A 25,409-nucleotide genomic window follows, 5' to 3' on the forward strand; every position below is an offset into this window, starting at 1 on the left:
CAGCCGCATGTTGAAAGTAAGCCCAGCGCCATAAGTAGCCATGCCTGCGAATTTTGAAACACGCGCAGGCTTACCGGTTCGATTTGGGCAAGCCTGTGCCGAATCATCCCCGAATTGTCGGCAAAAACCGGCGTGCGGGTTTCCAAGGATTGCGACTTGCTCTGGTTTATGCCCTTTAATATCCACTTTAACTAACCTGTGTTATGGCGGCATGATGATGGGTAGCCTGTTCTCTATTCCTGATCCGATCGCTTTGCCGGTTACCGGCGAGGACGACACATACCCGGTTGGGCGAATCTTTTGTGTGGGCAGGAACTATGCCGCACATGCGGCTGAAATGGGACATGAGGTCGACCGTGAGGCCCCTTTCTATTTCACCAAGGCCGCTGCAAACGCGGTCCTGTCTGGGGTGACGACGGCTTATCCTCCGGGGACCGAAAATTTCCACCATGAGATGGAGCTGGCTGTTGCAATCGGAAAGCCGGTTTTTCAGGCTGATACTTCTCAGGTGCAGGAAGCGGTGTTTGGCTTTGGCTGCGCCCTGGACATGACCCGACGTGATCTGCAAATTCGCGAGCGCAACAAACAGCGCCCTTGGGATCTTGGAAAAGATTTCGAGAATGCAGCCGTATTTGCCCCTCTGACCCGCGTGAGCGATTGGCAACCCGACCCGCAAAAACGCATCATTTTGCGCGTTAATGGCGAAACCCGGCAGGACGCAACCTTGGATGAGCTGATCTGGTCGATTGACGAGATCATAAGTCACTTGTCCGGCTATTATCATCTGCGACCAGGGGATTTGATCCTGACCGGAACGCCGGCCGGTGTAGGGCCGGTTCATCCCGGAGATTCACTCGAGGGTGAGATTGACGGGTTGCAGCCGGTCAAATTGATTATATCAGACCCTAAATAGGGTCTTTTTGCCAATTCTCGGCAAATTCTATGTCATCCAACCCGGCAAAGCGACGAACCCGGTCCAGTTCGGCCTGTAGGCGGCGCGTGCGGGCATCTGACCACCGTACTGTACGTTCTGGCCACAGGGCGCTGACCCGCAGCACCGACTGATCGCGATGGGCCTTCATGTCGATCCGGCCAATCAGCCGGTCGCCTTCGAGAAGCGGGAAAACATAATAGCCATAGGTGCGTTTAGGGGCAGGAACAAAAACCTCGATCCGGTAGTGAAACCCAAACAGCCGCTGCGCGCGATCACGGTCCCGCAGCATGGGGTCAAACGGGCTCAGCACTCTGATCCGACCCGGCGCTGGGGGGATCTGCGCGGCTTGTTCAGCAACATCCGGGCGTGCAAACAGTTTCCTGACCTGACCATTGGCACATTCGATCTCGATCTCTTCGACATGGCCCTCGGTCAAGGCGGTTTTGCACCAGCTTCGGGCTTCTGCGGTGCTGACCGTATCCCAAAACGCCGCCAATTCGCCCGAGGTCGCAAACCCCAGCCGGTCAAGTGCCGCATGGCACAGCCAATCCAAGGTATGTTCGGCGTCACACGGCATGTTGCCGGGGCAAAGATGCGTCTCGATCACCCGCTCGGTCAGGTCATAGCGTTTCTGGAACCCTTGCCTGCCGATCACGGTCAGCGCGCCCGAGCGCCACAGGAACTCCAGCGCGGTTTTCGACGGGTGCCAATCCCACCATCCGCCGGAGCCTTTCTTTTCGTCTTTTCCCACATCCGACGAGGAAACTGGCCCATGATCGCGTATATGCTGCAATACGGTTTCAAATTGCTGCTCGAACCCATCGCGACGCCAGTTTTTCCAGCGCGATTTCAGCAGGTCAGCGTCGCGCTGAAACCGCAAGTGCCAATGGGGGTAGAACTCCATCGGAATGACTGCGGCATCATGGGTCCAGTGTTCGAACAGCCCACGGTCACGTTCATACACATGCTTGAGGTTTTTGGCGCGATACGCGGGCCTGCGCGAAAACAGGATCATGTCATGGGCGCGGGCGACCGTGTTGATACTGTCCAGCTGAACAAATCCCAGACGCCTGATCAATTCAAGCAGGTCAGGCCCTTTCGCAGCCCCGGACGGCTGTTCTGCCAGCGCGTGCCGGTCCATGAACAGGGCGCGGGCCGCCCGATTGTTCAGCCTTTGCATCGCCATGGGTCAGCGGCGTTTCAGCGTATCGCCATAACTGATCTTGGGGGTCAGAGTTATGCGGTTTTCGACCTCGGAAGTGGGATCGGAAAGCTGAACGGCGATTATCTCGGCTGCCTTGCGCCCAATCTCGTGTCGACATGCATCCATTGTGGCCAGCTTGCGCGGCAGACCCTGTAACAGTTCGACATTGTTGAACCCTGCCAAACCGATCTGGCCTGGAATGTCTATCCCCTGGTCCAACAGATACAGCAACCCGCCAGCACCAATCATGTCGTTGGAATAATACAGGAAATCCAGATCCGGTGAGCGTTCCAACATGGCTTGAGTCATCTCGCGGCCTTTGGCCAAGGCCGAGCCCCCGGAATAAAACTCGCGGTCTTCGATCTCGATCCCATGCTTGCCCAGCACTTCGGTAAAGCCTTCGAACCGTTTCCGAGCGCGGTGATCCAGGGGCATTTTGGTGCCCATAAAGCCGATATGTTCATAGCCCGCTTTCAGGATCGCCTGTGCCATCTCACGTCCAGCGCGGCGATGGGAAATCCCGACCATCGCGTCCACCGGCTTACCATCGGTGTCCATGATCTCGACCACCGGAATCCCCGCCGAATCCAGCATGGCGCGTGCGGCATCGGTATGTTCCAATCCGGCGATGATTACGCCCGAAGGCCGCCACGAGAGCATCTCGTACAGGACTTTTTCCTCTTTTTCGGGCAAATAATCGGTGACGCCGACCACTGGCTGTAGCTCGGTATCCTCAAGAATCTGATTGATGCCGGTCAGCACCTCGGGGAACACCATGTTCGACAGCGACGGGATGATCACTGCCACAAGGTTCACCCGGCTTGAGGCAAGTGCACCAGCGATTTTGTTCGGCACGTATCCCAGCTCTTTTGCTGCGGCCAGAACGCGTGTGCGGGTCGCATCCGACACGTCACCCCGATTGCGCAGAACCCGGCTGACCGTCATCTCAGACACTCCGGACGCTTCAGAAACATCACGAAGGGTGAGTGGGCGTTTGTTTTCTGTGGTCACGGGGTGCACCTGCGTTGTTGTTTTGTCCGATGGTAGCGTGAACAGGACGCATTTTACAACTGCCCTTCAAAGCCGATGACAACCCGAAAAAACCACGCTACAGAGAGTTTTGCGCGGCCCCGTGGCTCAACTGGATAGAGCAGCCCCCTCCTAAGGGGCAGGTTGCAGGTTCGAATCCTGCCGGGGTCACCAAAAACATCTGAAAAATATGGCTTATTTACAGGGCTTTGTGCGGGAGCGTGCAGAAAGTCCCATGAGCTTTCAGGCCGAAATCGGCTGAAACGGCCGATTTCTCGTACAAAACCTGTACAAAATTCGCACGTTTGTGCGTATTTCGGGGGTCAGTCATGAGCCGCCATAGCTTTGATCCTGAAATCGCCGGACGTGTCGGTCTCAATGCAGCTGTGATCTTCCAGAACATCACCTTCTGGATCGAGAAGAACCAAGCCAATCGCCGCAATCTTCGCGACGGGCGGTATTGGACCTACAACTCGATCTCGGCCTTTGGTGAGCTGTTCCCGTATCTGAGCGAGAAGCAGATCCGAACAGCGCTCGAAAAGCTGGTCAGCGCGGAGCTGATCATCAAGGGCAATTTCAGCGATGATCGTTATGATCGGACCTGCTGGTATGCCTTGGGCAACTCCATTTGCCCAAATGGGCAAATGGATCCGACCGAAAGGGAAAATGATGCATTTGCCCCTGAGGGCAAGCCATCTGCCCCAGAGGGCAAATCCTATAAGAACAGATATAAACCATATCAAAAACCAAATCCTTCGCACGCGAAGGCGGCGGTGGAGGATGAGATTTCAGAAAAAATTTTGTCCGCCTATCCCGAAGATCGCATTCGCGGCAAAGCGGTTTGCCTCTCACAAATCCACCACGCGCTGGCCGATGGTGTGGATGCTAAAGACCTCGAGGAAGTCGTGCGGGCCTATGCAACCGAAAGCAAAGGCTTCACCCGTTCCAAGGTGTGTTTCTCCGACAATTGGTTCACGTCTGGCCGTTGGTTGAAATACCTTCAGGACGTTGAGGAGGCGCGAGAAGCAGGCAAAGCCAAAGAGGCCGAACTGCTGAAGGGTTTGGCCGAATGGGTCACAGACAAACATCCACTGTGCCGCCACATCACACCCGGCCAAGTGACCGCGTTGCTGGCCGCAAACTTGGTTAGCCGGTCCGAAATTGAGGCGGCGGGACTCAGAGCATGAACGCGACCGATCCCAACAAAGACCAGAGAGCAAGGTTACCCACCGATTACATCGGCGGGACTTGTGATGGGCGGCAAGCCTCCCCTTCAAACCCCAACCAGACGCGCGCAAGCGGCGTCAAAGAGGGCCATTCCGAGAGCGTGATCTTTCGATGCACCCCGTCGGAAAAGGCAGCGCTTGTGGCCAAAGCGCGCGCCGCTGGCCTGCCCAATGCCACGCTGATGCGCGAGGCCTTGGGGCTGGTTGAGGCACGTCGGCGCAAGCCCGTCCCACGTGTTGACCCAAAGCTGACCTTTGCGATTGCCCGTGTCGGCGGTAACCTCAATCAGCTCTCCCGCTGGATCAACGGCGCGGTCAAATCTGGCCGTGCGAGCCAGATCGATGCGCTCAAGGTTGCGGCGCAGTTGGTGGTCATCGAACGGCATTTGGCGCAGATCGTGGCGGCACACACAGGCGGTGACGCATGATCATTTCGTTTTTCTCCACAGGCACCGGTGGCGGTGCGGCCCCCGTTGACTACCTGACCGCGCGCGAAGTTCTGGCCTATGACGAGAACCGCAACCTCATCCGCGACGACACCGGCCAGCCGCAAACCAAGATCCGCAACCCGCTGCCCGAGGTACTGCACGGCAACCCCCACCAAACCCGTGACTTGATCGATGCGAGCCCTAACAAATGGAGCTACACGGCGGGCGTAATCAGCTTTGCCGAGAGCGATGATCCCAGTCCCGCCGCCCAGCAAGAGGCCATTGAGCTATTTGAGGCTCTGGCCTTTGCTGGGCTGGACAGGGATCAATACGATTGTCTCTGGGTGCGCCACTCGCATGAGGGTAACGTTGAACTGCACTTTTGCGCGCCACGCCTTGAGCTCAGCACCGGCAAGGCGCTTAACATCGCACCGCCAGGGCATGAGAACGCCTTTGCCAGCCTTCGCGATTTGATGAACAAGACCCACGATTGGGCAGACCCTTTGGACCCAAAACGCGCCCGTGAAGTGAGGGCGACGATTGAGGCCCCAACCCGCGCGCAAGGTCGCGAAGCGCTGCACGATTGGATCCTCGATCAGATCAGCGTTGGCATCATCACGGAACGCGCCAGCATGATCGATGCTTTGGCCGATGCGGGCTTCGAGATCCCGCGTGCCAACAAGAATTACATCACCGCCAAAGACCCCGACACCGGAGAGCGCTGGCGTTTGAAAGGAGAGATTTTCCATGACGACTGGCAAACCGAACCGCCTCGCCGAGAAATTGAACGCGGACCTGGAGACAGTACGCAGCGACCACGCCGCCTTGATGGCATCTCAGCTGGAGAGCTTCAGGAGCGATTTCAGCAGCATTGCGACCAGCGCGCTGCATATAATCGAGACCGATATCAGGTTCTTTCTCAGCGACAGCAAGAGCGAGTTGGAGAGGCGGAGCGAGACGATCAGGCGCTGGCTGACGATCTCCCCATGGGTGATCGTGGCGATGGTCTCGGCCTGGATCGTGACGGTGCTGATCGCGAGTTGGTTTTGGACGGGTTTGATGACGCGCTCGGAGTTGAAGGAACTGGGTCTAACCCCGATCGAACAATCCGGGCAGACATGGGTGACGCTGGACCCGAACCGGACAGAACTGAAGACCTGCACGATGGCGCAAACGCCCATCATCTGTATCGAGATCAAGGAGCCTTAGATGACCAATCCACCGACAACACCCCTGACAGCTTTGGAGCGCGAATTGCTCGCATCCGTCGAACGGTTGGTGACGGCCTGCGAGAGCTCAGCCAAGGAATTGCACGCCTTGGAGAAACGCTCGACCAGCAGGATCGAAAGCAAGGTGAATGGCTTGGCGCATTGCGTGGCGCTATTGATGAAGTCACATCTCACGTCCGTCACCACATTGGCCGACTTGCTGCGCGAGGAGCAGAATTACGACACGCTGCAGTCGGGGTTAGAGACCAGCTGGAAGCTAGCGAAAGACGCCGAGAAGCGGCTGAACGAGAGCTAGATGCCCGCAATAATCACCGTAGCGCGGGCCACTCGCTTTAATCTTACTGCAAGTGATGCCGTGTTTGGGAGATCTGTAGCGGCAGTCCTAAACGCGTTCTGCAGCATTCAGCGACATGTCTGCAATGTACTCCGTGGATGCACATGCGGAAAAGCCAGACATTCAGGCGCCCGGGGTGGACGACCGTGTTGCGGACAAACCGGACTTGTGCAGGCGCAGCGAACGTGAGTGTCAGAAGCATTCGCGAATGCAACATTGTACATTCGGCGATGCAGCAAGTTTTCTCAGATCGATCTTTTGAAGTTCTCGAAATTCGCTAAATCGAGAATACCTTTGCGCGGTGATGTATTCGTCCAATTGGGAGAATGGGACGACAACGAACATGGTGCCGCCAGTTGCTGGCTGCGCTGCCCCGGACCGAACTGCGAGCTGGTGATCGCATAGAGTACGACACCGCAACCAACACATCGGTTTCGATCTCAAGGATCAGCACTGCCATGGTCAGGCGATCCTCACGCCCTGGCGGAGCAGCTCGGCCTGAATCCCAGCCATGTCCACCCGCGACACATCACAGCCCGCCTTGATCGCCAGCGCCGCGGCGACGCCCGCGCCCTGCCCGGCGACAGCGCAGCAGGCCATGTTGCGTGTTGCCGCATGGGCGATCCGGTCGCCACCGATGGCGCGGCCCGCCACCAGTAGGCCCTTGACCTTGCCTGGCAGCAACGCGCGGTACGGTATTTGCATGTAGCGCCCGGTGGTCGGGATGATCAGCACGCCATAGCCGTCGATGAACTCGGGGTAGATGCCGATGGAATCCTCGAACCGGCCTTGCTGGCGCACGTCGGTTTCCGTCATGTCATAAGCGGCACGGATCTTGCGCGTGTCGCGAATGCCGATGGTCATGCCAAAGTTGCGCAGGCGCACGCCGTCGCAGCCCGGCATAAAGCGGCGCAGCGCTTCGATGGCCAGCATCGCCTGGCGGCGCCCCTCAATCTCGCCCCGCGTCAGGCTGTCGGGATCGGTGCCATCCACCCCCGCCAGATGCACGAGGTTCATGTAGGTCAACTCGCCCGTGTCATGCATCGCGCCCCAGGTGCCCGCGATGGTGTTCAGATGCGCCGGAATCACACCCTCTTCGATTGCCCTGGCGAAGGGTTTCTTGAGGAAGGGAGAGAACATTTCGTCTTCTTTCCCATCGGTTTCGACCGTCCATTCGCCGGTGGACCAGTCCTTGTAGGTCTGCGGATCGCGGCGCACCTCGGCCATGAAAGCGGCCTTATCCACACCCGCGAGGTGAAACATCACGCTCGCGGCCTGCATGTGTTCGGCGGGTGTCTTGTACGTCGGTGCGCCTGCGCGATGCGCCACGTCGGCGTCTCCCGTGGCGTCGATCACGACTTTCGCCAGGATCGCCTCGCGCCCGGCCTTCGATTCCACGATGATCCCAGCGATACGGTCGCCATCCATCACCGGGGCCACGAACTGGCGATGCAGCATGCCGTGGATTCCGGCCTCTTCCACCAGCCGATCCGCGACGAGCTTGAAGCCCTCGCTGTCGATCTCGTAGCTCAGCGACTGGCTTTCGGGCACGGCAGCGCCCATGTCGCGCGCGCGGTCCTCGAATTCGCGCCCGATCCCGCCGGCCTCGACAGTCGCTTCGTGGCGATACCAGGCAAAGCCTTCGACGCCGACGACCGTGATGTTGCCGCCGAAGCATCCGAACCTCTCGACCAGACAGACCTCGACCCCGGCCCGGGCAGCTGCCAAGGCTGCGGCAAGCCCTCCGGGGCCGGATCCGACCACAAGCACGTCCGTATTGTGTATGACCGGCGTCTGCCGGGCGGGTTCCGTGATGACAGTCATGTTGCCCTCAGAGGAATGGCAATTCACACAGGGTACCTTCGACGGCTCCGGCCGCGCGCCTTACGACGACCCGGTCACCGGGTTTTGCAGAGGTCGCCACAAGCGCGAACCCGATGTTTTTCTTCATGCGGTAGGACCAGACACAGGTGGTCATGTCGCCAATGCGCGTGCCATCCATGTCGATGTCGTTCCAGGTGAATTCCGCCTTGACCGGTTCCGAATTCTCAAGGACGACACCCAACTGATGCCGTTTCGGCCCCTCGGCCGCGATGCGGCGCAAGGCCTCGATCCCGATCGTGTCGTCGGGCACATGAAGATCGACATACTTGCCCATCCGAACCTCGAACGGATTGGTTTGCCCATCCGAGTCGCCGCCATACGAGACCAACCCGCTTTCGACACGTTCGCACCAGTTGGGGTTGCCCGGCCCGATGCCGTGGGGCTGTCCGGCTTCCTTGACGATGTTCCAGAGTGCGGTGCCTTTGGTGCCATCCATCAGGTAGATTTCGAAACCGCCCTGCTTGGACCATCCTGATCGGGCCACCGCGACGGGGATTCCGTCGATTTCTGTCTCGCGGAACCAGAAGTATTTCAGGTCGCGAACCCAGTCGCCAAAGATCGAGGCGACGACGGTTTCCGCCTTTGGCCCCTGGACTGCGAGGGGCGACACGTCTGGTTCGCTCACCTCGACATTCAGACCGCGCTCGCGCGCGATGGCCTCGGCCCAGAACCAGATATTGCTGTCTGCGATGGACAGCCAATAGCGGTCTTCCTCCAGCTTCAGCAGGATGGGGTCATTGATCAACACGCCGTGGTGATTGCACAGGGGGACATATTTGCCCTGTCCAATCTTGCATTTCGACAGATCACGGGGCGCAAGGATCTGTGCCAGCCGCCCTGCGTCGGGGCCTTTCAACTGCACCTGGCGTTCAACTGCCACGTCCCACATCGAGACGCCGTTGATGATGCGCCAGTACTCCTCTTCGGGATGGCCGTACGAGGTAGGCATCAGCATGCGATTGTATGTTGTCATGGCACAGACGCCATCCGCCAATGTCGCCTCGTAGAAGGGCGAAGGACGCAGACGTGTGGAAGGCGAGATCGAAAGCATGTTTGCTCCGGCTATTGAGTGGAAGAGAAATGAAAGGCCGCCGATCCGGGTGGACCGGCGGCCAAAAGTCAGCGGGCAGTTACCTCTGACAGGGAGAATACCGGCTTATGCGAGCCAGACGTTGCGCAGCGTCTGCCCGAACCCGCCCAGACCGCCGACGGAATGCGGTGTCCATCCCATCACATTCTTGGCGGTTGCTTCAAGCTGGTTTTGGAAGACCGCGTTCACGAAGCCGCCGTCGTCGTTCATCATATGCAGCATGTCACAGTACATCTGTGCCCGCTTAGCCTCGTCGAGCTCCGCACGTGCACTGATGATCATTGCGTCGAATTGCTCGGAGCCCCACATGGTTTCGTTCCAGCTGCCGCCGTTCATGTGTGCGATTGTCAGGAAGGCATCGACAGTCGGGCGCGCTTGCCAACCCGACATGGTCATCGGCTTCTGCATCCAGATATTCGACCAGTAGCCATCAGACGGGGTCTTGATGACGTTGATATCAGCCGCACCTTTCGCGGATTGCTGGAAGGTCAGCGCGATGTCGTTGGCTGAACTGCCGGCAGTTTCCGATGTGTAGAGGTCGATCGCGTTGACGCCCGCCTTGTCGAAGTAGAACTTCGCTTTATCGAGGTCGTATTCGGCGGGCTTCACGTCCTCACACCAGTATTTGTAGGTCGGCCCGATCGGCGTGTCGGCCGAGATCGTGCCGATGCCTTTGAACACCTGCTGAAGCACCAACTCGCGATCCAGTGCGTGCTTGATCCCCTTCCGGAAGTTCGGGTCATTCGTCGGCGCCCGATCCACCATCATCACCATGTTGGTGAAGGCGCCTGTGGGCGTGTTATGAAGCGTAATGGAGTCGTTGCTACTCAACTGCTCTACGGCGAAAGCGGGCACATCGCGGATGGCGTCGACGTCACCGGCCAGCAGCGTGCTGAGCGTGGCGTTGGCATCCGGTACCGGGATGAAGTCGATCCCGTCAAGATAGGGCTTGCCCTCTTCGTAGTAGTTTTCAAACCGCTCAAGGACCACACGCTCGCCGGGGATGAACTCCATCACCTTGAATGGACCCGAACCGATAGCCATTGCGAAATCGGTATGGCCAGCAGGGTGGATGGCGAGATGGTAGTCGGACATGATCACCGGCAGGTCGGCATTGCCCGAGGACAGTGTGATCTTGACTGTCGTGGCGTCCGGCGCCTCGATCGCGGTGACGGTCGAGAGCAGCGCCTTGGCAGGAGATTCCGAACCCTCAGCGATGTGCCGTGACAGGCTTTCGACGACATCAGCGGCGGTGACCGGCTGGCCGTTGTGGAAGGTCAGGCCGCCACGCAGCTTGAAGCTCCATTCGGTGGCCGCGCCGTTGACGCTCCATTCTTCAGCCGCGTCGCCTTCGACCTCCAGCGTCGGCGCGAAACGGGTCAGGCGCTGATAGACGCAGTTCGAATAGATGCCGTCATCGGTATCGACCATGCGCACAGGCTCGAGCGTGTTGTCCGTGTTGCCCTGTGCAATCCGCAGCCAGCCGCCGCGCTTCGGTTCTTCGGCACGGGCCGGTCCGGCCATGGCAAGGATACCGCTTGCCGCCGGCACCAAAAGGCCGAATGCGCCCGCGCGCTTGAAAAAACCCCGGCGGCTGAGCGCGCCGGCCTTGTATTGCCGTACCAAGCTGTCGATGTCGGACATATCTTTCCTCCCAGATGACCGATGACGGGCTGCCCCCGCTATTCATTAGAGATTGCGGGGGACAAGCAGAGTGCACAAACAACCGATTTCATGACTTTGCCATAACTGAGGTTATGGGTCCGACTTTCACCGCGCGCGCGTCAGGAATGGTTCTGCGGTCATGCCTGTTGGAACAGGCACACCCATTCGCGTCAGAATCGATGGCGCAAGTGCCAGCTGATCCAGCATCGTCTCTTCTGGAGGCAAGTCACTGTCACCGAAGTAATAGAAGGCAACGTCCTGTTGATCCTCTCCGGCACCGCCGTGATGGCCAAGGTCATCCTGACCATGATCTGCTGTGATAATGACGTCATAGCCAAGGTCGCGCCAACGAGTTACGTAGGGCGCAAGTGCTGCGTCAAGATAGTAGCAGGCGTCGCTCATCTCTCGTTTCCCATGGCCAAACCGGTGTCCCATGCTGTCAAGTGTCGACGTATGCAGCAGTCCGTAGTCGATCCCCTTGGCCTCGCAAAGATATGTCAATGTGGCGAACAGATCGGCGTCGGACGGGCTCATCTGGTTGGCTTCCGTCGCATCGGCCATGGTGTGGAAACGGCCATGGTGGATCGGGCCTTGCGGGCTGTCGAGTTCGATGTCGCGCACGGGGTCGAACGGCATCCGGTGGAACAGTTCGCTCCACCAACTCAGCGCCACGGCACCGGTCTTGCGCCCCGCTCCGGCCAGTTCCGAGAACACATCCGGCGCCTCAAGACGCTGGCGGCGCTTGTTCCCGGTGACGCCATGGAGGTGCGGCGGAAAGCCGGCTAGCTTCGATGCATAGCAGGCCGAAGAGGTGGACGGCAGGACCGAACGCATCCGCTGTATCCGCGCCTCGCCCTAGTCGACCCAACCTTCCAGATTGCCGAACAGGCGTCGAAAACTCCCGTAGGGCACGCCGTCCAGGATGATGAGAAGAAGCTTTTCGGGATTCGCCATCAGGCCACCTCGAACAACCCGGCAGCCCCCATTCCGCCGCCGATACACATCGTGACAACAACGTATCGGACACCGCGTCGTTTGCCCTCGATCAGTGCGTGGCCAACCAGCCGCGCACCTGTCATCCCGTAGGGGTGACCCACGGAAATCGCGCCGCCGTTTACGTTCAGCTTGTCGGGATCGATCCCTAGTTGGTCACGGCAGGGAATGGCTTGCGCGGCGAAGGCCTCGTTCAGTTCCCACAACCCGATGTCGTCGACCGTCAACCCGGCCCGCTCAAGCAAGCGCGGCACGGCATAGACCGGGCCCATGCCCATTTCCTCGGGGGCGCAACCGGCAACGGCCATCCCCCGATAGACCCCAAGCGGCGACAGCCCGCACTTTGTGGCCGCTTCTGCCGACATAAGGACACAGGCCGAGGCTCCATCCGACAACTGACTGGCATTGCCTGCGGTGACCAGCCCGCCCTCTACCACGGGCTTCAGGCCCGCCAGCGTGTCCGCCGTGGTGCCCGGGCGGTTGCCCTCGTCCCGCGTCAGCGTGACGGTTTCTTCGTGCACCTCGCCGGTTTCGCGGTTCTTGATCAGCTTGGTGGCGGTCACCGGGACGATCTCGTCATCGAAGGCCCCGGCGGCCTGCGCGGCGGCGGTGCGGGCCTGCGACAGTGCGGCGAATTCGTCCTGTGCCTCACGCGTGATGCCGTGCAGCCGCGCCACGTTCTCGGCCGTCATTAGCATCGGCAGATAGGCGTGCTCGGCCGCGCAGGTCACGGCGGGGTCTTTCTCGGACATGACCCAGTCGAAATACCGCGCCTGGACCGCCGAGATATTTTCCTGACCACCGGCCACCACGACGCCCATGCCATCGACCGCAATCTGCTTTGCTGCTGTTGCGATGGCCATCAGCCCCGAGGCGCATTGCCGGTCGATGGTCTGTGCGGCCGCCGTGGCGGGCAACCCGCCCGCCAGCGCTGCTAGCCGAGCGACGTTTAGCCCGGCAGTGCCGGCAGTCAGGACCGAGCCCATCACGACGTCTTCAACCTCGGCAGGATCTACGCCAGACCTCTCGACAGCCGCTCGGATCGCGTACCCTGCCAGCGTGGGTGACTTGATGTTGTTGAAGGCCCCCCTGAAGGCAGAGGCAATGGGTGTGCGGGCGGTCGAAACGATGACGGCGTCTTTCATGGCGGAGGTTCTTTCTTAACAGTAACGAGTTCTCAGGGCTTTCTTGTCCAGTTTTCCGACCGAGGTCTTGGGCAGCGCTTCGACGATCTCGATCCGGTCGGGCACGGCCCATTTCGACAGCGTCCCGTCTGCAACCGCTACTGCAAAGGTGGCTTTAAGCTGCGCAACGGTTCCACCCGCGGCTTCGGCGCACGCGATCACCAAAAGCGGGCGTTCGCCCCATTTGGCGTCTGGCACTCCGATAGCGGCGGCATCGGATACGCCCGCAACCTTGCTAGCAAGGTTTTCCAGTTCCAGCGAGGATATCCATTCGCCGCCGGTCTTGATGACATCCTTCAATCGGTCGGTAATCCGCATAGTCCCGTCCTGATCGAACAGCCCCACGTCGCCGGTATGCAGCCAGCCGCCGTGCCAAAGCGCCCGCGTGCCTTCTTCATTCTTGAGATAGGCCTGCGTCAGCCAAGGGGCGCGGGCGACGATCTCGCCGGTAGACTTTCCATCACGTGGCACGTCGTTCATCTCGGGATCCACAACCCGGATCTGGACCATTGGCGCCGGTTTGCCGGTCGCAGTCCGCACCTCGATCGGCGCCTCTGGGTCGCGCGTCGCCATCATGTCAGCCACGGTCAGGAAGGGACAGGTTTCCGACATGCCGTAAGCCGCATGAACGTCGACGCCCCGCGCGAGTGCCTGGCTTGCCAGTCCTTCGGGCAGGGCCTAGCCGCCGATGATGACCTTCCAGCGGCTCAGGTCCGTGGTTGCCGCCTCCGGTGCATTCAACAACATCGCCAGGATCGTCGGCACACAATGCGAGAAGGTCACGCCATGCTCGGCAATCAATCCTAGAAGGCGCGCGGGATCGTATCGCCCCGGATAGACCTGCTTCAGCCCCATCAGCGTCGCGACGTAGGGAATGCCCCAGCCGTGAACATGGAAAAGCGGTGTGATCGGCATGTAGACATCGCCACGGTTCAGCCCGCCTCCGGGGATCGGACCCAGGCCCGATGCCACAGCAAGCGTATGCAGCACAAGCTGGCGCTGAGAATAACTGACCCCCTTGGGGTCGCCCGTCGTGCCGGTGGTGTAAAACAAAGTTGCACGAATATTCTCGTCGAAGTCTGGAAAATCGCTGACCGGCGTGGCGGCGTCCAGAAGGGCCTCATACTCGCCCTCGGCTTTCACGTCCGGGGGTGTCTGGCCGTCATCGCTCATCACCACCAGGCGCCAGGGCCGCTCGATCCGGTCAGCGATCCCCATGAGCATCGGCAGGAAATCGACATGGCATAGGATCAGCTCATCCTCGGCATGGTTGATCGTGTAGAGGATTTGTTCCGGCGACAGGCGGATGTTCACCGTGTGCAGGGTCGCGCCGATCATTGGCACGGCAAAGAAGCATTCCAGATAGCGGTGGCTGTCCCAGTCCAACACCGCGACAACGCTGCCTTCGCTAGCGCCAAGGGCGCGTAAGGCCCCGGCGGCGCGTCCGATCCGCTTTGCGAAAGTGTGGTAGTCGTAGCGCATGGTGTCGGAATGAACGATCTCCTGCCCAGAAGCTTGGGAAAGCGGTGCAGACAGAATCTGCTTGATCAACAGGGGGTATTCGTAGGCGGTCATGGGCTTCTCCGGTTTTGAAGTTTGTGCCGCTTTAAGGTTGCATCAGGCAAACAACAAAAATACGGGCTTTGCCATGATCCAGAGCGACCCATGCCCGACCCATAACGAAAACACACCCATCATGCCTTCTATGGTTGTTTGTCGAAAACGGCGCTTTCCCTGAAACTGCGATCAGCCTTGAGGGAGGAACGAGGTGTATCGCATCATATTAACGCGCCTGGCGCAGGGTTTGCTGACCTTGCTGCTGGCATCCATCATCATTTTCGGTGCCACCGAGATCCTTCCCGGCGACGTGGCCGAAGCGATCCTGGGACAAAGCCGCACAGAAGAGGCGTTGACCACATTGCGCGAGGAAATGGGGCTGAATCGCCCCGCGATCGTGCGGTATTTCGACTGGCTGGGCGGGATGGTGCGGGGTGACCTGGGCACTTCGCTGGCGACAAAGCGGCCTGTGGCCGACATGATCGAAAGCCGGATGTGGAACACGCTTCGACTGGCGCTGCTGGCGGCAGCAATCTCGGTTCCGCTGTCGCTGGCTTTGGGCCTCTGGTCGGCAATGCGGGCCGGTGGCAAGGTTGACAAGACGCTGGCCATGACCACGCTCGCGCTGATTGCAGTGCCCGAATTCTTTATCGGCCTTATCCTGATGAAGGTCTTCGCGGTCGAGCTGAAATGGTTGTCGGCCTCTGCCAATACCCGACCCTATTTCGATTTCTGGCAGAATTTCCGCGCACTTGCCCTGCCAGTTGCCACGCTCAGCTTTGCGGTTCTTGCGCATATGATGCGGATGACCCGGTCATCGGTGATCAACATCTTCACCTCTCCATATCTCGAAATGGCCGCGCTCAAGGGTCTGCCAAAGCGCCGTCTGGTCATCCGCCATGCGCTACCCAATGCGCTGTCCCCGATCCTGACCGTGATCGCGCTGAACCTCAGCTATATGGTGTCCGGCGTGATCATCGTCGAAACCGTGTTCGGCGTCCCGGGTCTGACCCGTCTGCTGGTCGATGGCGTCACGCTACGGGACATCCCCCTGATCCAAGCCTGTGCCATGATCTTTGGCGCTGTCTATATCCTTTTGAACCTGCTGGCCGATGTCCTGTCCATCATGGCCAATCCGCGCCTGAGGTACCCCAAATGAGCGACGCAACCGAAATTGCCAAGCCGCGCGCCTCGGTCTTTGCGGGTCTGCGCCTGACCTGGACCGCCACCATCGCAGGCTCTGTTCTGCTGTTCTGGCTGGTGCTGGCGCTCTTTGGCCCCTGGATCGCGCCGCATGGCGAGGCCGAGATCATCTCGGGCACGACCTTTGCACCAATTGGCGAAGGCGGACTGTTGGGGACGGACAAACTGGGGCGTGACGTCTTTTCGCGCCTGATCTACGGGGTGCGCACCACGCTTCTGCTTGCGCTGATAACGACAGTGATCTCATTTGCCTTCGGCGTAACGCTGGGTTTTGCCGCCGCGATCCTCAAAGGCTGGTTCGACATCGTCGTCAGCCGCATCGTCGAGGCCTTCATGGCCTTCCCCTCGACCCTCTTGGCACTGGTGGTCATCGGCGCTTTCGGCACCTCGATCACGGTTCTTGTGCTGACGGTCGGGCTAGTCCTGTCGACCAGCGTCTTTCGAGTGTCACGCGCGCTTGGCTATGACATCGGCGTCATGGATTTTGTCGAGGCGGCGCGCGCTAGAGGTGAAGGAACATGGTGGATCCTGACGCGCGAGATCCTGCCAAATTCAATGGCCCCGCTGATCGCCGAATTCGGCCTGCGCTTTACCTTCTCGATCCTGTTCCTGTCGGGCCTGTCCTTTCTGGGGCTCGGCGTTCAGGAACCCGCCGCCGACTGGGGGCTGATGGTGCAGGAGAACGTCGGCGGCTTGTTCCTGGGATCCTCCGCCGCGCTGATCCCGGCCGCCTGCATCGCCTCACTGACCGTATCAATGAACCTGCTCGTGGACTGGTTCCAGCAGCGTCAGCAGGGTGAAACCGTTCTGGAGAAAATCGACCAATGAGCGATATCCTGACCATCAAGAACCTGCGCGTCGAGGGTCGTCCACCCGGGGGCAGCTATGTGCCGATCGTCAAGGGCGTGTCGCTGAACGTTGCCAAGGGTGAAGTGCTGGCTTTGATCGGTGAAAGCGGGTCCGGCAAGTCCACGATCTCGCTGGCGTCGATGGGCTTTGCCCGTCCCGGCTGCCGCATCGCGGGCGGTGAGATCTGGCTCAATGGGCGTGACATCATGCAACTGTCGCCGCAAGAGCGCCATACGCTGCGCGGTGACGAAGTGTCCTACGTCGCACAATCGGCGGCTGCCAGCTTCAATCCGGCGCTGCGGATCGGCAAGCAAGTGATCGAGGCACCGCTCTGGCACGGCGCCGGTGACGCCGCGACCCTTACCGCCACCGCGGTTGATCTTTATCGCAAGCTGGACCTGCCGAACCCCGACACTGTGGGCGACAAGTTCCCGCACCAGGTTTCGGGCGGTCAGTTGCAGCGCCTCATGGCGGCGATGGCCATGTCTTGCGGACCGGATCTGCTGATCCTCGACGAACCGACAACGGCGCTGGATGTGACGACGCAGATCGAGGTGCTGAAAGCCTTCAAGGACATCATCCGCGATCAGGGCACGGCGGCCATCTATGTTACCCACGACCTAGCGGTTGTGGCACAGGTGGCAGACCGCATTCTTGTTCTCAAGAATGGCGAAAAGGTCGAGGAAGGCCCAACCGCCCAGATCCTGAACGATCCGAAGCACGAATATACCCGCTCGCTGATGGACGCCGTCAGGCCCGCACCGCATCTGGTCGACCATGTTGACGGCAGCGCGGCGCAAGCGCCGGTCATCTCCGCACGACACGTCACGGCAGGCTATGGGGCGTTGACCATTCTTTCGGATGTGTCAGTCGATGTCCCTGCGGCATCGGTCGTAGGGGTGATTGGTGAAAGCGGCTGCGGGAAAAGCACGCTGGCGCGGGTCGTGGCCGGCCTGACGCCGCTGCGTGAGGGAGAAATCAAGCTCGATGGGAAGGTTGCCGCTCCCAGCGTGAAGGATCGGTCGCGCGAATCGCTCAAGGATTGCCAGATCGTGTTCCAGATGGCCGATACCGCGCTGAACCCGCGCCAGCGGATTGGTGATATCCTGGGCCGCCCGCTGGAGTTCTATCGGGACCTCAAGGGTCGCGCGCGGGCCGAAAAGGTGGGCGATCTGCTGGAACTGGTCGACCTGCCGCGCAGTTTTGCCTCGCGCTTCCCGGGAGAATTGTCAGGCGGGCAGAAGCAACGGATCAACCTTGCCCGCGCATTGGCTGCCGACCCCAAGGTGATCCTGTGTGACGAGGTCACCTCGGCACTGGATACCGTGGTTGCGGCGGGGGTGATCGAACTTCTGAAATCGCTGAAGGACAAGTTGGGCGTGGCCTATATGTTCATCAGCCACGACCTTTCTACGGTCGCCTCTTTTGCGGATGAGGTGGTGGTGCTTTATGCCGGACGGGTGGTCGAGAAGGGACCGTCAAAGGCCGTCTTCAGCCCGCCTTTTCACCCCTATACCAAACTGCTCCTCTCCTCGGTCCCCGAGATGCGGCAAGGCTGGCTGGAGGGGGTGGCCAATACCGGCGAAGCCAAAGCCGCCAGCGCCGGAAGCGTTGTCATCGGCGCCAAAGGCTGTCCCTTTGCCAATCGGTGCACCCATGTGATTGCCGGCACCTGCGACAGGGTCACGCCACCGCTGCGCGACCTTCCCGGAGAGTTGTCAGTCGCTTGCCACCTTGACACTGACGCACTTCCAAGCACTTGAACGGTCAGTCGACAAGCGCCTGGTAGCTTAGCACGCGCAGTTGACGGCGCAGGGTATAGGCGCTTGAGGGAATGAGCTGGGTCATCAGGATCACGGTCATTTCCTCGACCGGATCCACCCAGAAAGCCGTCGAGGCCATGCCGCCCCAGGCGAATTCCCCGGGTGAACCGACGATCTTCGCCTGCGCCGGGTCCAGCATCACTGAAACCCCAAGGCCGAACCCGATCCCCTCGAATGTGGTTTCGCTGAAATGCGCCTGCCCACGGCTGGCCAGATCGCCGCCCATGTGGTTCGTTACCATCAGATCGAAGGTCTTGCGGCCAAGTAGCACTCCACCGTCAAAGGCACCACGTCGCAATAGCATCGTCGCGAAACGCTGGTAATCCGCCATCGTCGAGACCAACCCTCCCCCGCCGCTTTCCAGCGTCACCGGCGCAAGGCACCGGTCCTGGTTCACTGATCGTTCGAAACCCACGGCGGTATGATCATACAGCGTGGCAAGGCACCTCGCCTTTTCCTCAGACACTGAGAACCCGGTATCCATCATGCCAAGAGGGTCAAAGATACGGACCTTGAGGAATTCGCCAAGCGTTTGCCCGCTGATGACTTCGACCAAATGGCCCAGAACATCGGTAGAAAGGCCGTAGAACCAGCGTTCACCTGGATGAAACGCCAGCGGCAACGCGGCCAGCGCATCGACGGCTTCTGCCATGGTGACAAAACTGCGGTCGAAATCGAGCCCGGCTGCCGAAAGGGCCTGTTCCAGAGCATTGCCCTTTGGGTCTCCATAAACGATACCGGCCTGATGGGTCAGCAGGTCATGGATAGTTATTTGGCGTCGCGCTGGTTCGGTCGCGTCCAGCGCATGGCCCGACCCCTTCCAAACGCGCGGCGCGCCAAAGGCCGGTAGGAAATCGGCAATGGGCTGATCAAGCTGGAATGCCCCCTCTTCATAGAGCATCAGTAGCGCGAGCGAGGTGACCGGTTTGGTCATCGAATAGATCCGCCAGATCGTATCGGGCGCGACTAGCTGGCCGCTTGCCGAGTCCGAATACCCCGTACGTTCAGAAAACGCGATTTCCCCACGTCTTGCGATCTGGACAGCCAGCCCGCTCAGCCTCCCCTCGCGGACATGTGTCTCCATCCACTTCGAGATGCGCCGCAGGCGCTGCGGGTTAAAACCCAGATTGCTGTTAATGGGCAAGGCGGCACCTCCGGTGGTTTTGGGAATCATCTTGCGCCTAATCGATTAAGGCTTTCAAGCGACCTATAATCACCCTATAACCAAACAGTAATTATGCATGAGTTGGCCATGAATACCCGACGCCTTCCACATCTGACCTGGCTGCGCGCTTTTGAGGCATCGGCGCGGCATCTGAGTTTCACCAATGCCGCCCAGGAACTAAACCTCACCCAGGCCGCGATCAGCAAGCAGGTGAAGCTGCTGGAACATTACCTTCGCGAACCCTTGTTCGAGCGTAAACCCCGTAGCCTCGTGCTGACCAAGGTCGGCGCGGCTTATTTGCCAAAGGTCCGCGACGGTTTTGACCGTCTGGCGGCGGGCACCGAAGAGGTTTTCGGGCTCAGGCGCTCGGAGGTGCTGACGGTGCGCGCACCAGTTGGCTATTCTGTCAACTGGATCGCGCCCCGGCTCCAGAGTTTCTTTGATCGCTACCCTGATACCGAAGTCCGTCTGGTCTCCAGTGTCTGGGGCGACCAGTTTGACAACGAGCGATTTGACCTCGACATCCAGTACGGCACGGGGCGCTGGCCGGGTTTCAAGGCTGATCGACTGACCTGGGAAGTGATCAAACCTGTTTGCGCACCATCACTTCTGGAAGGGGAACACGCGATCAAGGAGCCGAAGGACCTTGCCCACCATCGTCTCCTGCATGTGCTTGGCTATGAGGAAGGCTGGGCCGATTGGCTCAGATATGCAAAGGTAAGTGGAGTAAACTCGGGACAGGGGCTGCAATTCGACACGTCACTGTTGGCATTCGAGTTTGCATCACGCGGTGGCGGGGTGGCACTGGCCAGATCCTCTATGCTGGGCGTCGAGATCGAGCGAGGTCGGCTCGTCGCGCCATTTGGTATCGATGCGCCATTGCAGGAGGCGTTCCACCTTATCTCGCCTGAAACGGGTCGCGACCATCCAGACGCCCAGAAGTTCCGGGAATGGTTGATCGAAACGGCTGAAAGCGACCCGGAGAACAGGCGAAACCGCGAGGCTTATCTCGCCTGAAGCCGAACGCCGGCATCGAGGCGAATGATCTCGCCATTCAGCATCGGATTGCGGATGATGTCGACGGCCAGCCGGCCGAATTCGGCGGGTTCACCGAACCGGTTCGGAAACATGCGGCCATCCAGCATCCCGTCGATGACCTCCTGCGGAATGTGATCGGCAATAGGTGTCTTGAACAGACCCGGCGCGATCGTCATGACCCGGACACCCCGCGGCATGAATTCCCTTGCGGCCTGCAGGGTGAGACTAGCGATTGCCCCCTTTGAAGCCACATAGGCCCCTTGCCCGATTTGCCCTTCAACGGCAGTGATCGAGCCCGTGTTGATGATGATTCCTCGCTCGCCATCCTCGTTCAGCGGCTCCAGCGCCATCATTCGGGCGGCGCATTTCGTCATGACGCTGACCGTTCCCATGAGGTTGACGTCGACGACCCGCGCAAAAGCGGCCATGTCCACCGGACCGTCGCGGCCAACGAGACGCATTCCGCCTGGAATACCGGCGCAGTTCACATTGACGCGGATCGGTCCGATGCGTTCCTCGGCATCTATCAATGCATGGGCTACTGCGCCTGTGTCGGTAACGTCACAGGCGACACCCACGCCGCCGATCTCATGGGCCACCCGAGCCACCTTCTCTTCGTCAAGGTCCAGAACGGCGACCTTGGCGCCGGCGTTTTTCAAAGCCTCGGCGGCAGCCAATCCCAAACCGGAGGCCCCTCCAGTAACCAGCGCGGAAAGACCGTCAACCTGCATCGCACATCACTCCTGTTCTTCGTTATGTGATAGCCCGGCATCTCCCGATGTTCACGCGACGAGTGTTTACCCTTTGGCCAACTGGAACCACTGGGATCAGGCTCACCAATCACAATGCCAGAACATTAAGGTCTCGAATTTATCTCCCAGTGGGACTAGATCGAATGCCCGGTAGAGAGCGTTTTCCGAGCCGGTGCGGCCTGATCCTTCAAACTCTCTGTATCGAGAACGAATGGCCATAAATCACGCTGCACGGCGGCGCTAAAAATGATTGATTCGACGCAATTTTCGTGCTGCGAGCGCACGCAGCGAAAAAACGCAATGACGGGGTTGGGCTCGTTCCGGCCGTTAGCTGCGTTTTGCGCCAAGGTCCGCACTGAGTGTTTAGTGCTTGAAGCAATTCTCTCTGTGCCAGGTGACGAACTCAGACCTTGGCCGGTTGGCGAGGCGGTCCGGCACCAAAATCTTGCCGGACGAGTTGATCATCGACGTCACGGCTTCGATGTCGTTACTCTGACGGGTGACCAGAATAGTCAGGTCGTCCGCCAACCCAACGAGACCGCGATCAAACATCCAATGCGCAGTACCGGACAGGGCGAGCCCGTTGCTGACTATGTCGGGGCCGTCATGCTCCACCGGTCTGATATGGGCGGCTTCAACCTCAGCGCGGCCACCGCCATTGATCAGCCGCAAACCAGTGATAGCGCAGCGCTCGCCGTAGGCGCGCAGGACGTTCTTTCTGAAATTACGATCGCGAACCGCGCGATTGGTTAGCTGGTTGACGCGTTCCCGAGTAGGCATGTGCTGGAAAGGTGTTTGCGCGTCCTGGAACCCTGGCAACTGCATCGTGTCGCCCACGCGAGGCAGGATGTCCTCATCTCGTCCAAGACCACGTTCGACTATTCGGGCAAAGTCTTCAGCTGAAAGGGTTCTTACTGCGGCTTGCGCGCGTCCGGATATCTTGCCTTGATCGTTCAGCAAACCTCTTTCGATAATTGAATTCTCGTCCCGGAATGAAACAGGGTCGCCGAAATCAAGATACGTTCCTGGCTCTATCACCGCCAAGAACATGTCTGGCTTCCTTGGATCCGGAATGATTTCCTGAACCTTGGCGACAGCAAAGTACCCTTTAGTCTCTTTTACCTTGCTTGGCTCGAGGTAGACGATCCAATCCCCTTCGCACTGTTGGGCGCGTGAAAGGTATTGCTTGGGAAACTGATACCGCTCCGACGGAATGTCGTCGTAGATCGAGTCACTGCGATGGATGAAGATACCGAAGGCCATCCGATCACCCGCGTTGAAGGCGTTCCAGCTTTCGATCGGCCGCGCGAAGGGTCAGTACCGCACCTGTCAAAAATGGAAGCGCCAAGCCAGCTGCGGCGATCGCAAGAATCAGGATGGCAGCAAAAACCGAGTATTCGGCGGTCTGTTGTGCCAATAATAGTCGGCCCAAGCCAATCAGGTAGAACACGCTGGTTCCCAGGAAGATCAGGTAAAGCGGGCCAAAGGGTTCAATCACCTCTCGACGGGTGCGCTCCAAGACTGATTGTCGCAACATGTTCCAGCGTTTGCTTGCCTTGTTCACCAGATTACTCCCTTACCAACTCGATCCATGTGTGCACGTCGTCATCCGTCACTTCGCGGCCTTCGACATGCGATTGATACCAACGGGCGACGATGGCCCCGCGCTTTTCGCTTTTGATTTTTATGCCTACTTCGGTGAGGTGCTTATCCAGCGAGCTTTCAATGTGTTTGAGCGCTTCGAAATCATGCCCGGCCCGAATTGATTTGGTGCCTAGTAGTAGCCACGGCACGTCCACCTCGAACCGTTCACCCATCGCGACTAGGGCTTCTACAGGCATTCCACGCTGGCCCTTTTCGTAGCTGTGATACGCGCGCGGTGAGACACCGATAGCTTCCGCCATAGCCGCTTGTGAGAAACCGATTTCATTGCGAGCAATGGTGAGACGAGCACCCATTGCAGCAAAAAGACCAGCATGTTTCTGCGGCATTAGCATTTTCCAATTGACTACTTCGCCAAAATTCGCGAACTTTGCAAAAAATGACGAACTTCTACGACTAATCACATCTGACCACGTCAGAAGATGCAGAACAAGCGATTCCATGCGTGTCGTCGATTCAACTTAAACGGACAAGGACCACTGAAATGGCAGAGACCAACTATTCAGACAGCTCTCAGATCCTGGGGCTTGGGAAGACGCCCACACAGTGGGTCGAAGTTATGGCCGGGATGGGGATCGATATTTCAGAGCGCACATTGCGTGAACGCGCCAATGAGACGGGCGCATTTTATCGCCTTGGGCGGACTATGCTGATCACGCCCGCGCAGATCGACACGATTTTTGAAGGAGGCCAGTCATGCCGCTCCAAATTTACAAGAGGGGCCACGTTTACTGGGCCAAGGGGTGGATCGAATACAACGGCAGGCCAATCGCCGGCCCATACCGGCGAAGCACTAAGGCATCTTCAGAAGAGGGTGCACGGGACTGGATAAACCATGAGACCGAACGGCAGATCCGTCGCTATGTCGTGGGCGACGAACCGAGCAAGACGTTTGCCGATGCAATCATGCTCTACAACGCGTCCCCAAAGGCGGCGAAGCAGTTGATCCCGATTGTCGAAGCAATCGGCGACTTGTCGCTAGGCGCGATTTCTGGTGCGCTACTGAAGAGCCTTGGGCCAAAGCTGAAGCCCAAAGCGTCGACCGATACCTGGTGGCGTGAAATCGTGACGCCCGCGAGTGCGGTGATCAACAACGCGCACGAGCTGGAGGGCACGCCGCTCATCCGAGTGAAGCCTTACGATAAGTTTGAGCGGATTGCGCAGGACAAGCGACGAGGGAAGCTCAGCCGCGTCGAGCGCACGCCAGCTGATAAGGAATGGATCGAAGCCTTTTGCCGTGCCGCCGATCCGTACAACGCCGCGCTAGTCCGTTTCATGTTTGAGACGGCAGCACGGATTGATCAGGCTATATCTTTGGAGCCTGATGACCTTCGACCGCACGAAAACAAAGTCCGCGTGAAAGCGCAGAAAGGACATCCGGAAAGTTGGATTGCTGTCTCGCCTCAGATGATGGATGAGCTGCTCGCGTTGCCGCCAAAACGCCCAAAGAACCGCAAGACTGGCAAACTGATGAAGGCGCGTGTTTTCGGCTATGGCAGCTCGACAGGCTACAACACGCGCTGGAAGACAATCTGCAAGCGCGCGGGCATTCCGTACCTGTCAGCGCATCCCGCCGGTCGGCATGGGTTCTTCACTGAGCTAGTTGTGCGCCAAGGTGTAGACCCGGTCACCGCAGCCAAGGCTGGCCGCTGGTCAGACCCGAATCTGCCCATGCGGATCTATGCCCACGCAGAGACAGATGAGGCCGACATCAGGGCCCGTTTTCGTACAAACCACGTACAGGATGACCCTGTACAATCACCCAAGCAGCAGAAATCACAAAAGGAATAGCGCTATGAACGGTTCCCTCCTAAGGGGCAGGTTGCAGGTTCGAATCCTGCCGGGGTCGCCAAGATATCTAATGAAATCATTTATTTTCCATACTTTAGACAATTCACTCGCTTCGAAAGGTGACACATGACTAAAAATTGGTTCGGATGAGCCAATCAAAATATCCATCGCCGAGAATGAATTTCTTTTGGGGCGAGTGCGGCAAAACAAATTACTGGTCCGAAAGTCGACCGGATATTGTCCATTCTTGCTCTGTGACGGGGCCAGCCTCGCGAATTTGTGGCATTCGCCAGCTTAGGTTCTGGACCTATTAATTTGGTTGCCGTCATCCCGCCTGCGTGATTCATACCCGTGAGTTTCAGGGGTATA

General features: G+C 59.1%; 21 protein-coding genes, 1 tRNA gene and 2 pseudogenes. 10 read left to right on the plus strand and 14 right to left on the minus strand.

Annotation, left to right across the window (positions count from 1 at the left end):
- Positions 1–214: 214 nt before the first annotated feature.
- Positions 215–913: a fumarylacetoacetate hydrolase family protein gene (locus AC2FFF_RS18455; protein ID WP_281973881.1), complete on the plus strand. Its 699-nt coding sequence runs from the start codon at positions 215–217 to the stop codon at positions 911–913.
- Here AC2FFF_RS18455 and AC2FFF_RS18460 read toward each other — a convergent pair.
- Positions 906–2,120, minus strand: a complete 1,215-nt coding sequence (locus tag AC2FFF_RS18460) for a winged helix-turn-helix domain-containing protein (RefSeq protein WP_271952604.1) — start codon at positions 2,118–2,120, stop codon at positions 906–908. The two genes, AC2FFF_RS18455 and AC2FFF_RS18460, sit on opposite strands and share 8 nt — an antisense overlap.
- Before the next feature lie 3 nt (positions 2,121–2,123).
- Entirely contained in the window at positions 2,124–3,149 is a 1,026-nt protein-coding gene (locus AC2FFF_RS18465) for a LacI family DNA-binding transcriptional regulator (RefSeq protein ID WP_142637565.1), read from the minus strand.
- 115 nt (positions 3,150–3,264) lie between these two features.
- Between AC2FFF_RS18465 and AC2FFF_RS18470 the strand changes: the two genes are divergently transcribed.
- The 4 genes from AC2FFF_RS18470 to AC2FFF_RS18485 all read left to right on the plus strand — a co-directional run bounded on the left by AC2FFF_RS18470 (position 3,265) and on the right by AC2FFF_RS18485 (position 6,386).
- Positions 3,265–3,341 (plus strand) — tRNA-Arg (locus AC2FFF_RS18470).
- Positions 3,342–3,496: 155 nt separating this feature from the next.
- Positions 3,497–4,354 (plus strand): hypothetical protein, encoded by an 858-nt coding sequence (locus AC2FFF_RS18475; RefSeq protein WP_496883026.1) that lies wholly within the window; start codon positions 3,497–3,499, stop codon positions 4,352–4,354.
- Positions 4,351–4,821: a plasmid mobilization protein gene (locus tag AC2FFF_RS18480; protein WP_496883027.1), complete on the plus strand. Its 471-nt coding sequence runs from the start codon at positions 4,351–4,353 to the stop codon at positions 4,819–4,821. Before AC2FFF_RS18475 ends, AC2FFF_RS18480 begins: the two co-directional genes overlap by 4 nt.
- Positions 4,818–6,386 (plus strand): relaxase family protein, encoded by a 1,569-nt coding sequence (locus AC2FFF_RS18485; RefSeq protein ID WP_496883028.1) that lies wholly within the window; start codon positions 4,818–4,820, stop codon positions 6,384–6,386. The genes AC2FFF_RS18480 and AC2FFF_RS18485 overlap by 4 nt, the downstream gene beginning before the upstream one ends.
- A 460-nt stretch (positions 6,387–6,846) precedes the next feature.
- Here the strand turns inward: AC2FFF_RS18485 and AC2FFF_RS18490 are convergent, their stop codons facing one another.
- The 7 genes and pseudogenes from AC2FFF_RS18490 to AC2FFF_RS18520 form a co-directional block, all read right to left on the minus strand.
- Positions 6,847–8,208, minus strand: a complete 1,362-nt coding sequence (locus tag AC2FFF_RS18490; RefSeq protein ID WP_496883029.1) for an FAD-dependent oxidoreductase — start codon at positions 8,206–8,208, stop codon at positions 6,847–6,849.
- Positions 8,209–8,215: 7 nt separating this feature from the next.
- Positions 8,216–9,319, minus strand: a complete 1,104-nt coding sequence (locus AC2FFF_RS18495) for a glycine cleavage T C-terminal barrel domain-containing protein (RefSeq protein WP_496883030.1) — start codon at positions 9,317–9,319, stop codon at positions 8,216–8,218.
- A gap of 105 nt (positions 9,320–9,424) precedes the next feature.
- A complete protein-coding gene (locus AC2FFF_RS18500; RefSeq protein ID WP_496883031.1) occupies positions 9,425–11,002 on the minus strand; it encodes an ABC transporter substrate-binding protein in 1,578 nt (525 codons plus the stop codon).
- 126 nt (positions 11,003–11,128) lie between these two features.
- A pseudogene (locus AC2FFF_RS18505) lies at positions 11,129–11,977 on the minus strand (alkaline phosphatase family protein).
- Complete coding sequence (locus AC2FFF_RS18510) at positions 11,977–13,161, minus strand: acetyl-CoA C-acyltransferase (RefSeq protein WP_496883032.1); 1,185 nt, start codon at positions 13,159–13,161, stop codon at positions 11,977–11,979. Before AC2FFF_RS18510 ends, AC2FFF_RS18505 begins: the two are co-directional and overlap by 1 nt.
- Positions 13,162–13,176: 15 nt before the next feature.
- On the minus strand, positions 13,177–13,518 hold the full coding sequence (locus AC2FFF_RS18515) for an AMP-binding enzyme (protein WP_496883043.1): 342 nt from the start codon (positions 13,516–13,518) through the stop codon (positions 13,177–13,179).
- 96 nt (positions 13,519–13,614) lie between these two features.
- Positions 13,615–14,775, minus strand: a pseudogene (locus tag AC2FFF_RS18520) (AMP-binding protein); the annotation flags it as partial.
- Positions 14,776–14,968: 193 nt separating this feature from the next.
- Between AC2FFF_RS18520 and AC2FFF_RS18525 the strand changes: the two are divergent.
- Genes AC2FFF_RS18525 through AC2FFF_RS18535 form a run of 3 tightly spaced genes read left to right on the plus strand, consistent with a single transcriptional unit; the run spans position 14,969 to position 18,572 of the window.
- Positions 14,969–15,916: an ABC transporter permease gene (locus tag AC2FFF_RS18525; RefSeq protein ID WP_496883033.1), complete on the plus strand. Its 948-nt coding sequence runs from the start codon at positions 14,969–14,971 to the stop codon at positions 15,914–15,916.
- Positions 15,913–16,788 (plus strand): ABC transporter permease, encoded by an 876-nt coding sequence (locus AC2FFF_RS18530; RefSeq protein WP_496883034.1) that lies wholly within the window; start codon positions 15,913–15,915, stop codon positions 16,786–16,788. Before AC2FFF_RS18525 ends, AC2FFF_RS18530 begins: the two co-directional genes overlap by 4 nt.
- Positions 16,785–18,572: an ABC transporter ATP-binding protein gene (locus AC2FFF_RS18535; protein WP_496883035.1), complete on the plus strand. Its 1,788-nt coding sequence runs from the start codon at positions 16,785–16,787 to the stop codon at positions 18,570–18,572. The genes AC2FFF_RS18530 and AC2FFF_RS18535 overlap by 4 nt, the downstream gene beginning before the upstream one ends.
- Before the next feature lie 4 nt (positions 18,573–18,576).
- Here AC2FFF_RS18535 and AC2FFF_RS18540 read toward each other — a convergent pair whose 3' ends face one another.
- Entirely contained in the window at positions 18,577–19,806 is a 1,230-nt protein-coding gene (locus tag AC2FFF_RS18540; RefSeq protein ID WP_496883036.1) for a serine hydrolase domain-containing protein, read from the minus strand.
- Positions 19,807–19,884: 78 nt separating this feature from the next.
- Between AC2FFF_RS18540 and gcvA the strand changes: the two genes are divergently transcribed.
- A complete protein-coding gene (gcvA, locus tag AC2FFF_RS18545; protein ID WP_496883037.1) occupies positions 19,885–20,814 on the plus strand; it encodes a transcriptional regulator GcvA in 930 nt (309 codons plus the stop codon).
- On the opposite strand, the gene AC2FFF_RS18550 is transcribed toward gcvA, so the two are convergent.
- From AC2FFF_RS18550 to AC2FFF_RS18565, 4 genes are all read right to left on the minus strand, one after another.
- Positions 20,802–21,566: an SDR family NAD(P)-dependent oxidoreductase gene (locus AC2FFF_RS18550; RefSeq protein WP_496883038.1), complete on the minus strand. Its 765-nt coding sequence runs from the start codon at positions 21,564–21,566 to the stop codon at positions 20,802–20,804. The genes gcvA and AC2FFF_RS18550 overlap by 13 nt on opposite strands.
- 384 nt (positions 21,567–21,950) lie before the next feature.
- Positions 21,951–22,850, minus strand: a complete 900-nt coding sequence (locus tag AC2FFF_RS18555) for an HNH endonuclease (RefSeq protein ID WP_496883039.1) — start codon at positions 22,848–22,850, stop codon at positions 21,951–21,953.
- Between the two features lie 4 nt (positions 22,851–22,854).
- Positions 22,855–23,151 carry a hypothetical protein gene (locus tag AC2FFF_RS18560; RefSeq protein WP_496883040.1) on the minus strand — a complete coding sequence of 99 codons (297 nt, stop codon included), beginning with the start codon at positions 23,149–23,151 and terminating at the stop codon, positions 22,855–22,857.
- A gap of 4 nt (positions 23,152–23,155) precedes the next feature.
- Positions 23,156–23,692 (minus strand): helix-turn-helix domain-containing protein, encoded by a 537-nt coding sequence (locus AC2FFF_RS18565; RefSeq protein ID WP_496883041.1) that lies wholly within the window; start codon positions 23,690–23,692, stop codon positions 23,156–23,158.
- 253 nt (positions 23,693–23,945) lie between these two features.
- Between AC2FFF_RS18565 and AC2FFF_RS18570 the strand changes: the two genes are divergently transcribed.
- On the plus strand, positions 23,946–25,040 hold the full coding sequence (locus AC2FFF_RS18570) for a tyrosine-type recombinase/integrase (protein WP_496883042.1): 1,095 nt from the start codon (positions 23,946–23,948) through the stop codon (positions 25,038–25,040).
- Positions 25,041–25,409 lie beyond the last annotated feature (369 nt).

Source organism: Ruegeria sp. YTSA226 (assembly GCF_059609905.1).

What these genes read in the sequence shown, in the direction of transcription:
- gcvA (WP_496883037.1), top strand. Translation starts at nt 19,885, where the DNA reads ATGAATACCCGACGCCTTCCACATCTGACCTGGCTGCGCGCTTTTGAG.
- AC2FFF_RS18555 (WP_496883039.1), bottom strand. Translation starts at nt 22,850, where the DNA reads ATGGCCTTCGGTATCTTCATCCATCGCAGTGACTCGATCTACGACGAC.
- AC2FFF_RS18535 (WP_496883035.1), top strand. Translation starts at nt 16,785, where the DNA reads ATGAGCGATATCCTGACCATCAAGAACCTGCGCGTCGAGGGTCGTCCA.
- AC2FFF_RS18490 (WP_496883029.1), bottom strand. Translation starts at nt 8,208, where the DNA reads ATGACTGTCATCACGGAACCCGCCCGGCAGACGCCGGTCATACACAAT.
- AC2FFF_RS18495 (WP_496883030.1), bottom strand. Translation starts at nt 9,319, where the DNA reads ATGCTTTCGATCTCGCCTTCCACACGTCTGCGTCCTTCGCCCTTCTAC.
- AC2FFF_RS18550 (WP_496883038.1), bottom strand. Translation starts at nt 21,566, where the DNA reads ATGCAGGTTGACGGTCTTTCCGCGCTGGTTACTGGAGGGGCCTCCGGT.
- AC2FFF_RS18460 (WP_271952604.1), bottom strand. Translation starts at nt 2,120, where the DNA reads ATGGCGATGCAAAGGCTGAACAATCGGGCGGCCCGCGCCCTGTTCATG.
- AC2FFF_RS18515 (WP_496883043.1), bottom strand. Translation starts at nt 13,518, where the DNA reads ATGCGGATTACCGACCGATTGAAGGATGTCATCAAGACCGGCGGCGAA.
- AC2FFF_RS18530 (WP_496883034.1), top strand. Translation starts at nt 15,913, where the DNA reads ATGAGCGACGCAACCGAAATTGCCAAGCCGCGCGCCTCGGTCTTTGCG.
- AC2FFF_RS18565 (WP_496883041.1), bottom strand. Translation starts at nt 23,692, where the DNA reads ATGGAATCGCTTGTTCTGCATCTTCTGACGTGGTCAGATGTGATTAGT.
- AC2FFF_RS18475 (WP_496883026.1), top strand. Translation starts at nt 3,497, where the DNA reads ATGAGCCGCCATAGCTTTGATCCTGAAATCGCCGGACGTGTCGGTCTC.
- AC2FFF_RS18540 (WP_496883036.1), bottom strand. Translation starts at nt 19,806, where the DNA reads ATGATTCCCAAAACCACCGGAGGTGCCGCCTTGCCCATTAACAGCAAT.
- AC2FFF_RS18500 (WP_496883031.1), bottom strand. Translation starts at nt 11,002, where the DNA reads ATGTCCGACATCGACAGCTTGGTACGGCAATACAAGGCCGGCGCGCTC.
- AC2FFF_RS18455 (WP_281973881.1), top strand. Translation starts at nt 215, where the DNA reads ATGATGGGTAGCCTGTTCTCTATTCCTGATCCGATCGCTTTGCCGGTT.
- AC2FFF_RS18570 (WP_496883042.1), top strand. Translation starts at nt 23,946, where the DNA reads ATGCCGCTCCAAATTTACAAGAGGGGCCACGTTTACTGGGCCAAGGGG.
- AC2FFF_RS18480 (WP_496883027.1), top strand. Translation starts at nt 4,351, where the DNA reads ATGAACGCGACCGATCCCAACAAAGACCAGAGAGCAAGGTTACCCACC.
- AC2FFF_RS18510 (WP_496883032.1), bottom strand. Translation starts at nt 13,161, where the DNA reads ATGAAAGACGCCGTCATCGTTTCGACCGCCCGCACACCCATTGCCTCT.
- AC2FFF_RS18485 (WP_496883028.1), top strand. Translation starts at nt 4,818, where the DNA reads ATGATCATTTCGTTTTTCTCCACAGGCACCGGTGGCGGTGCGGCCCCC.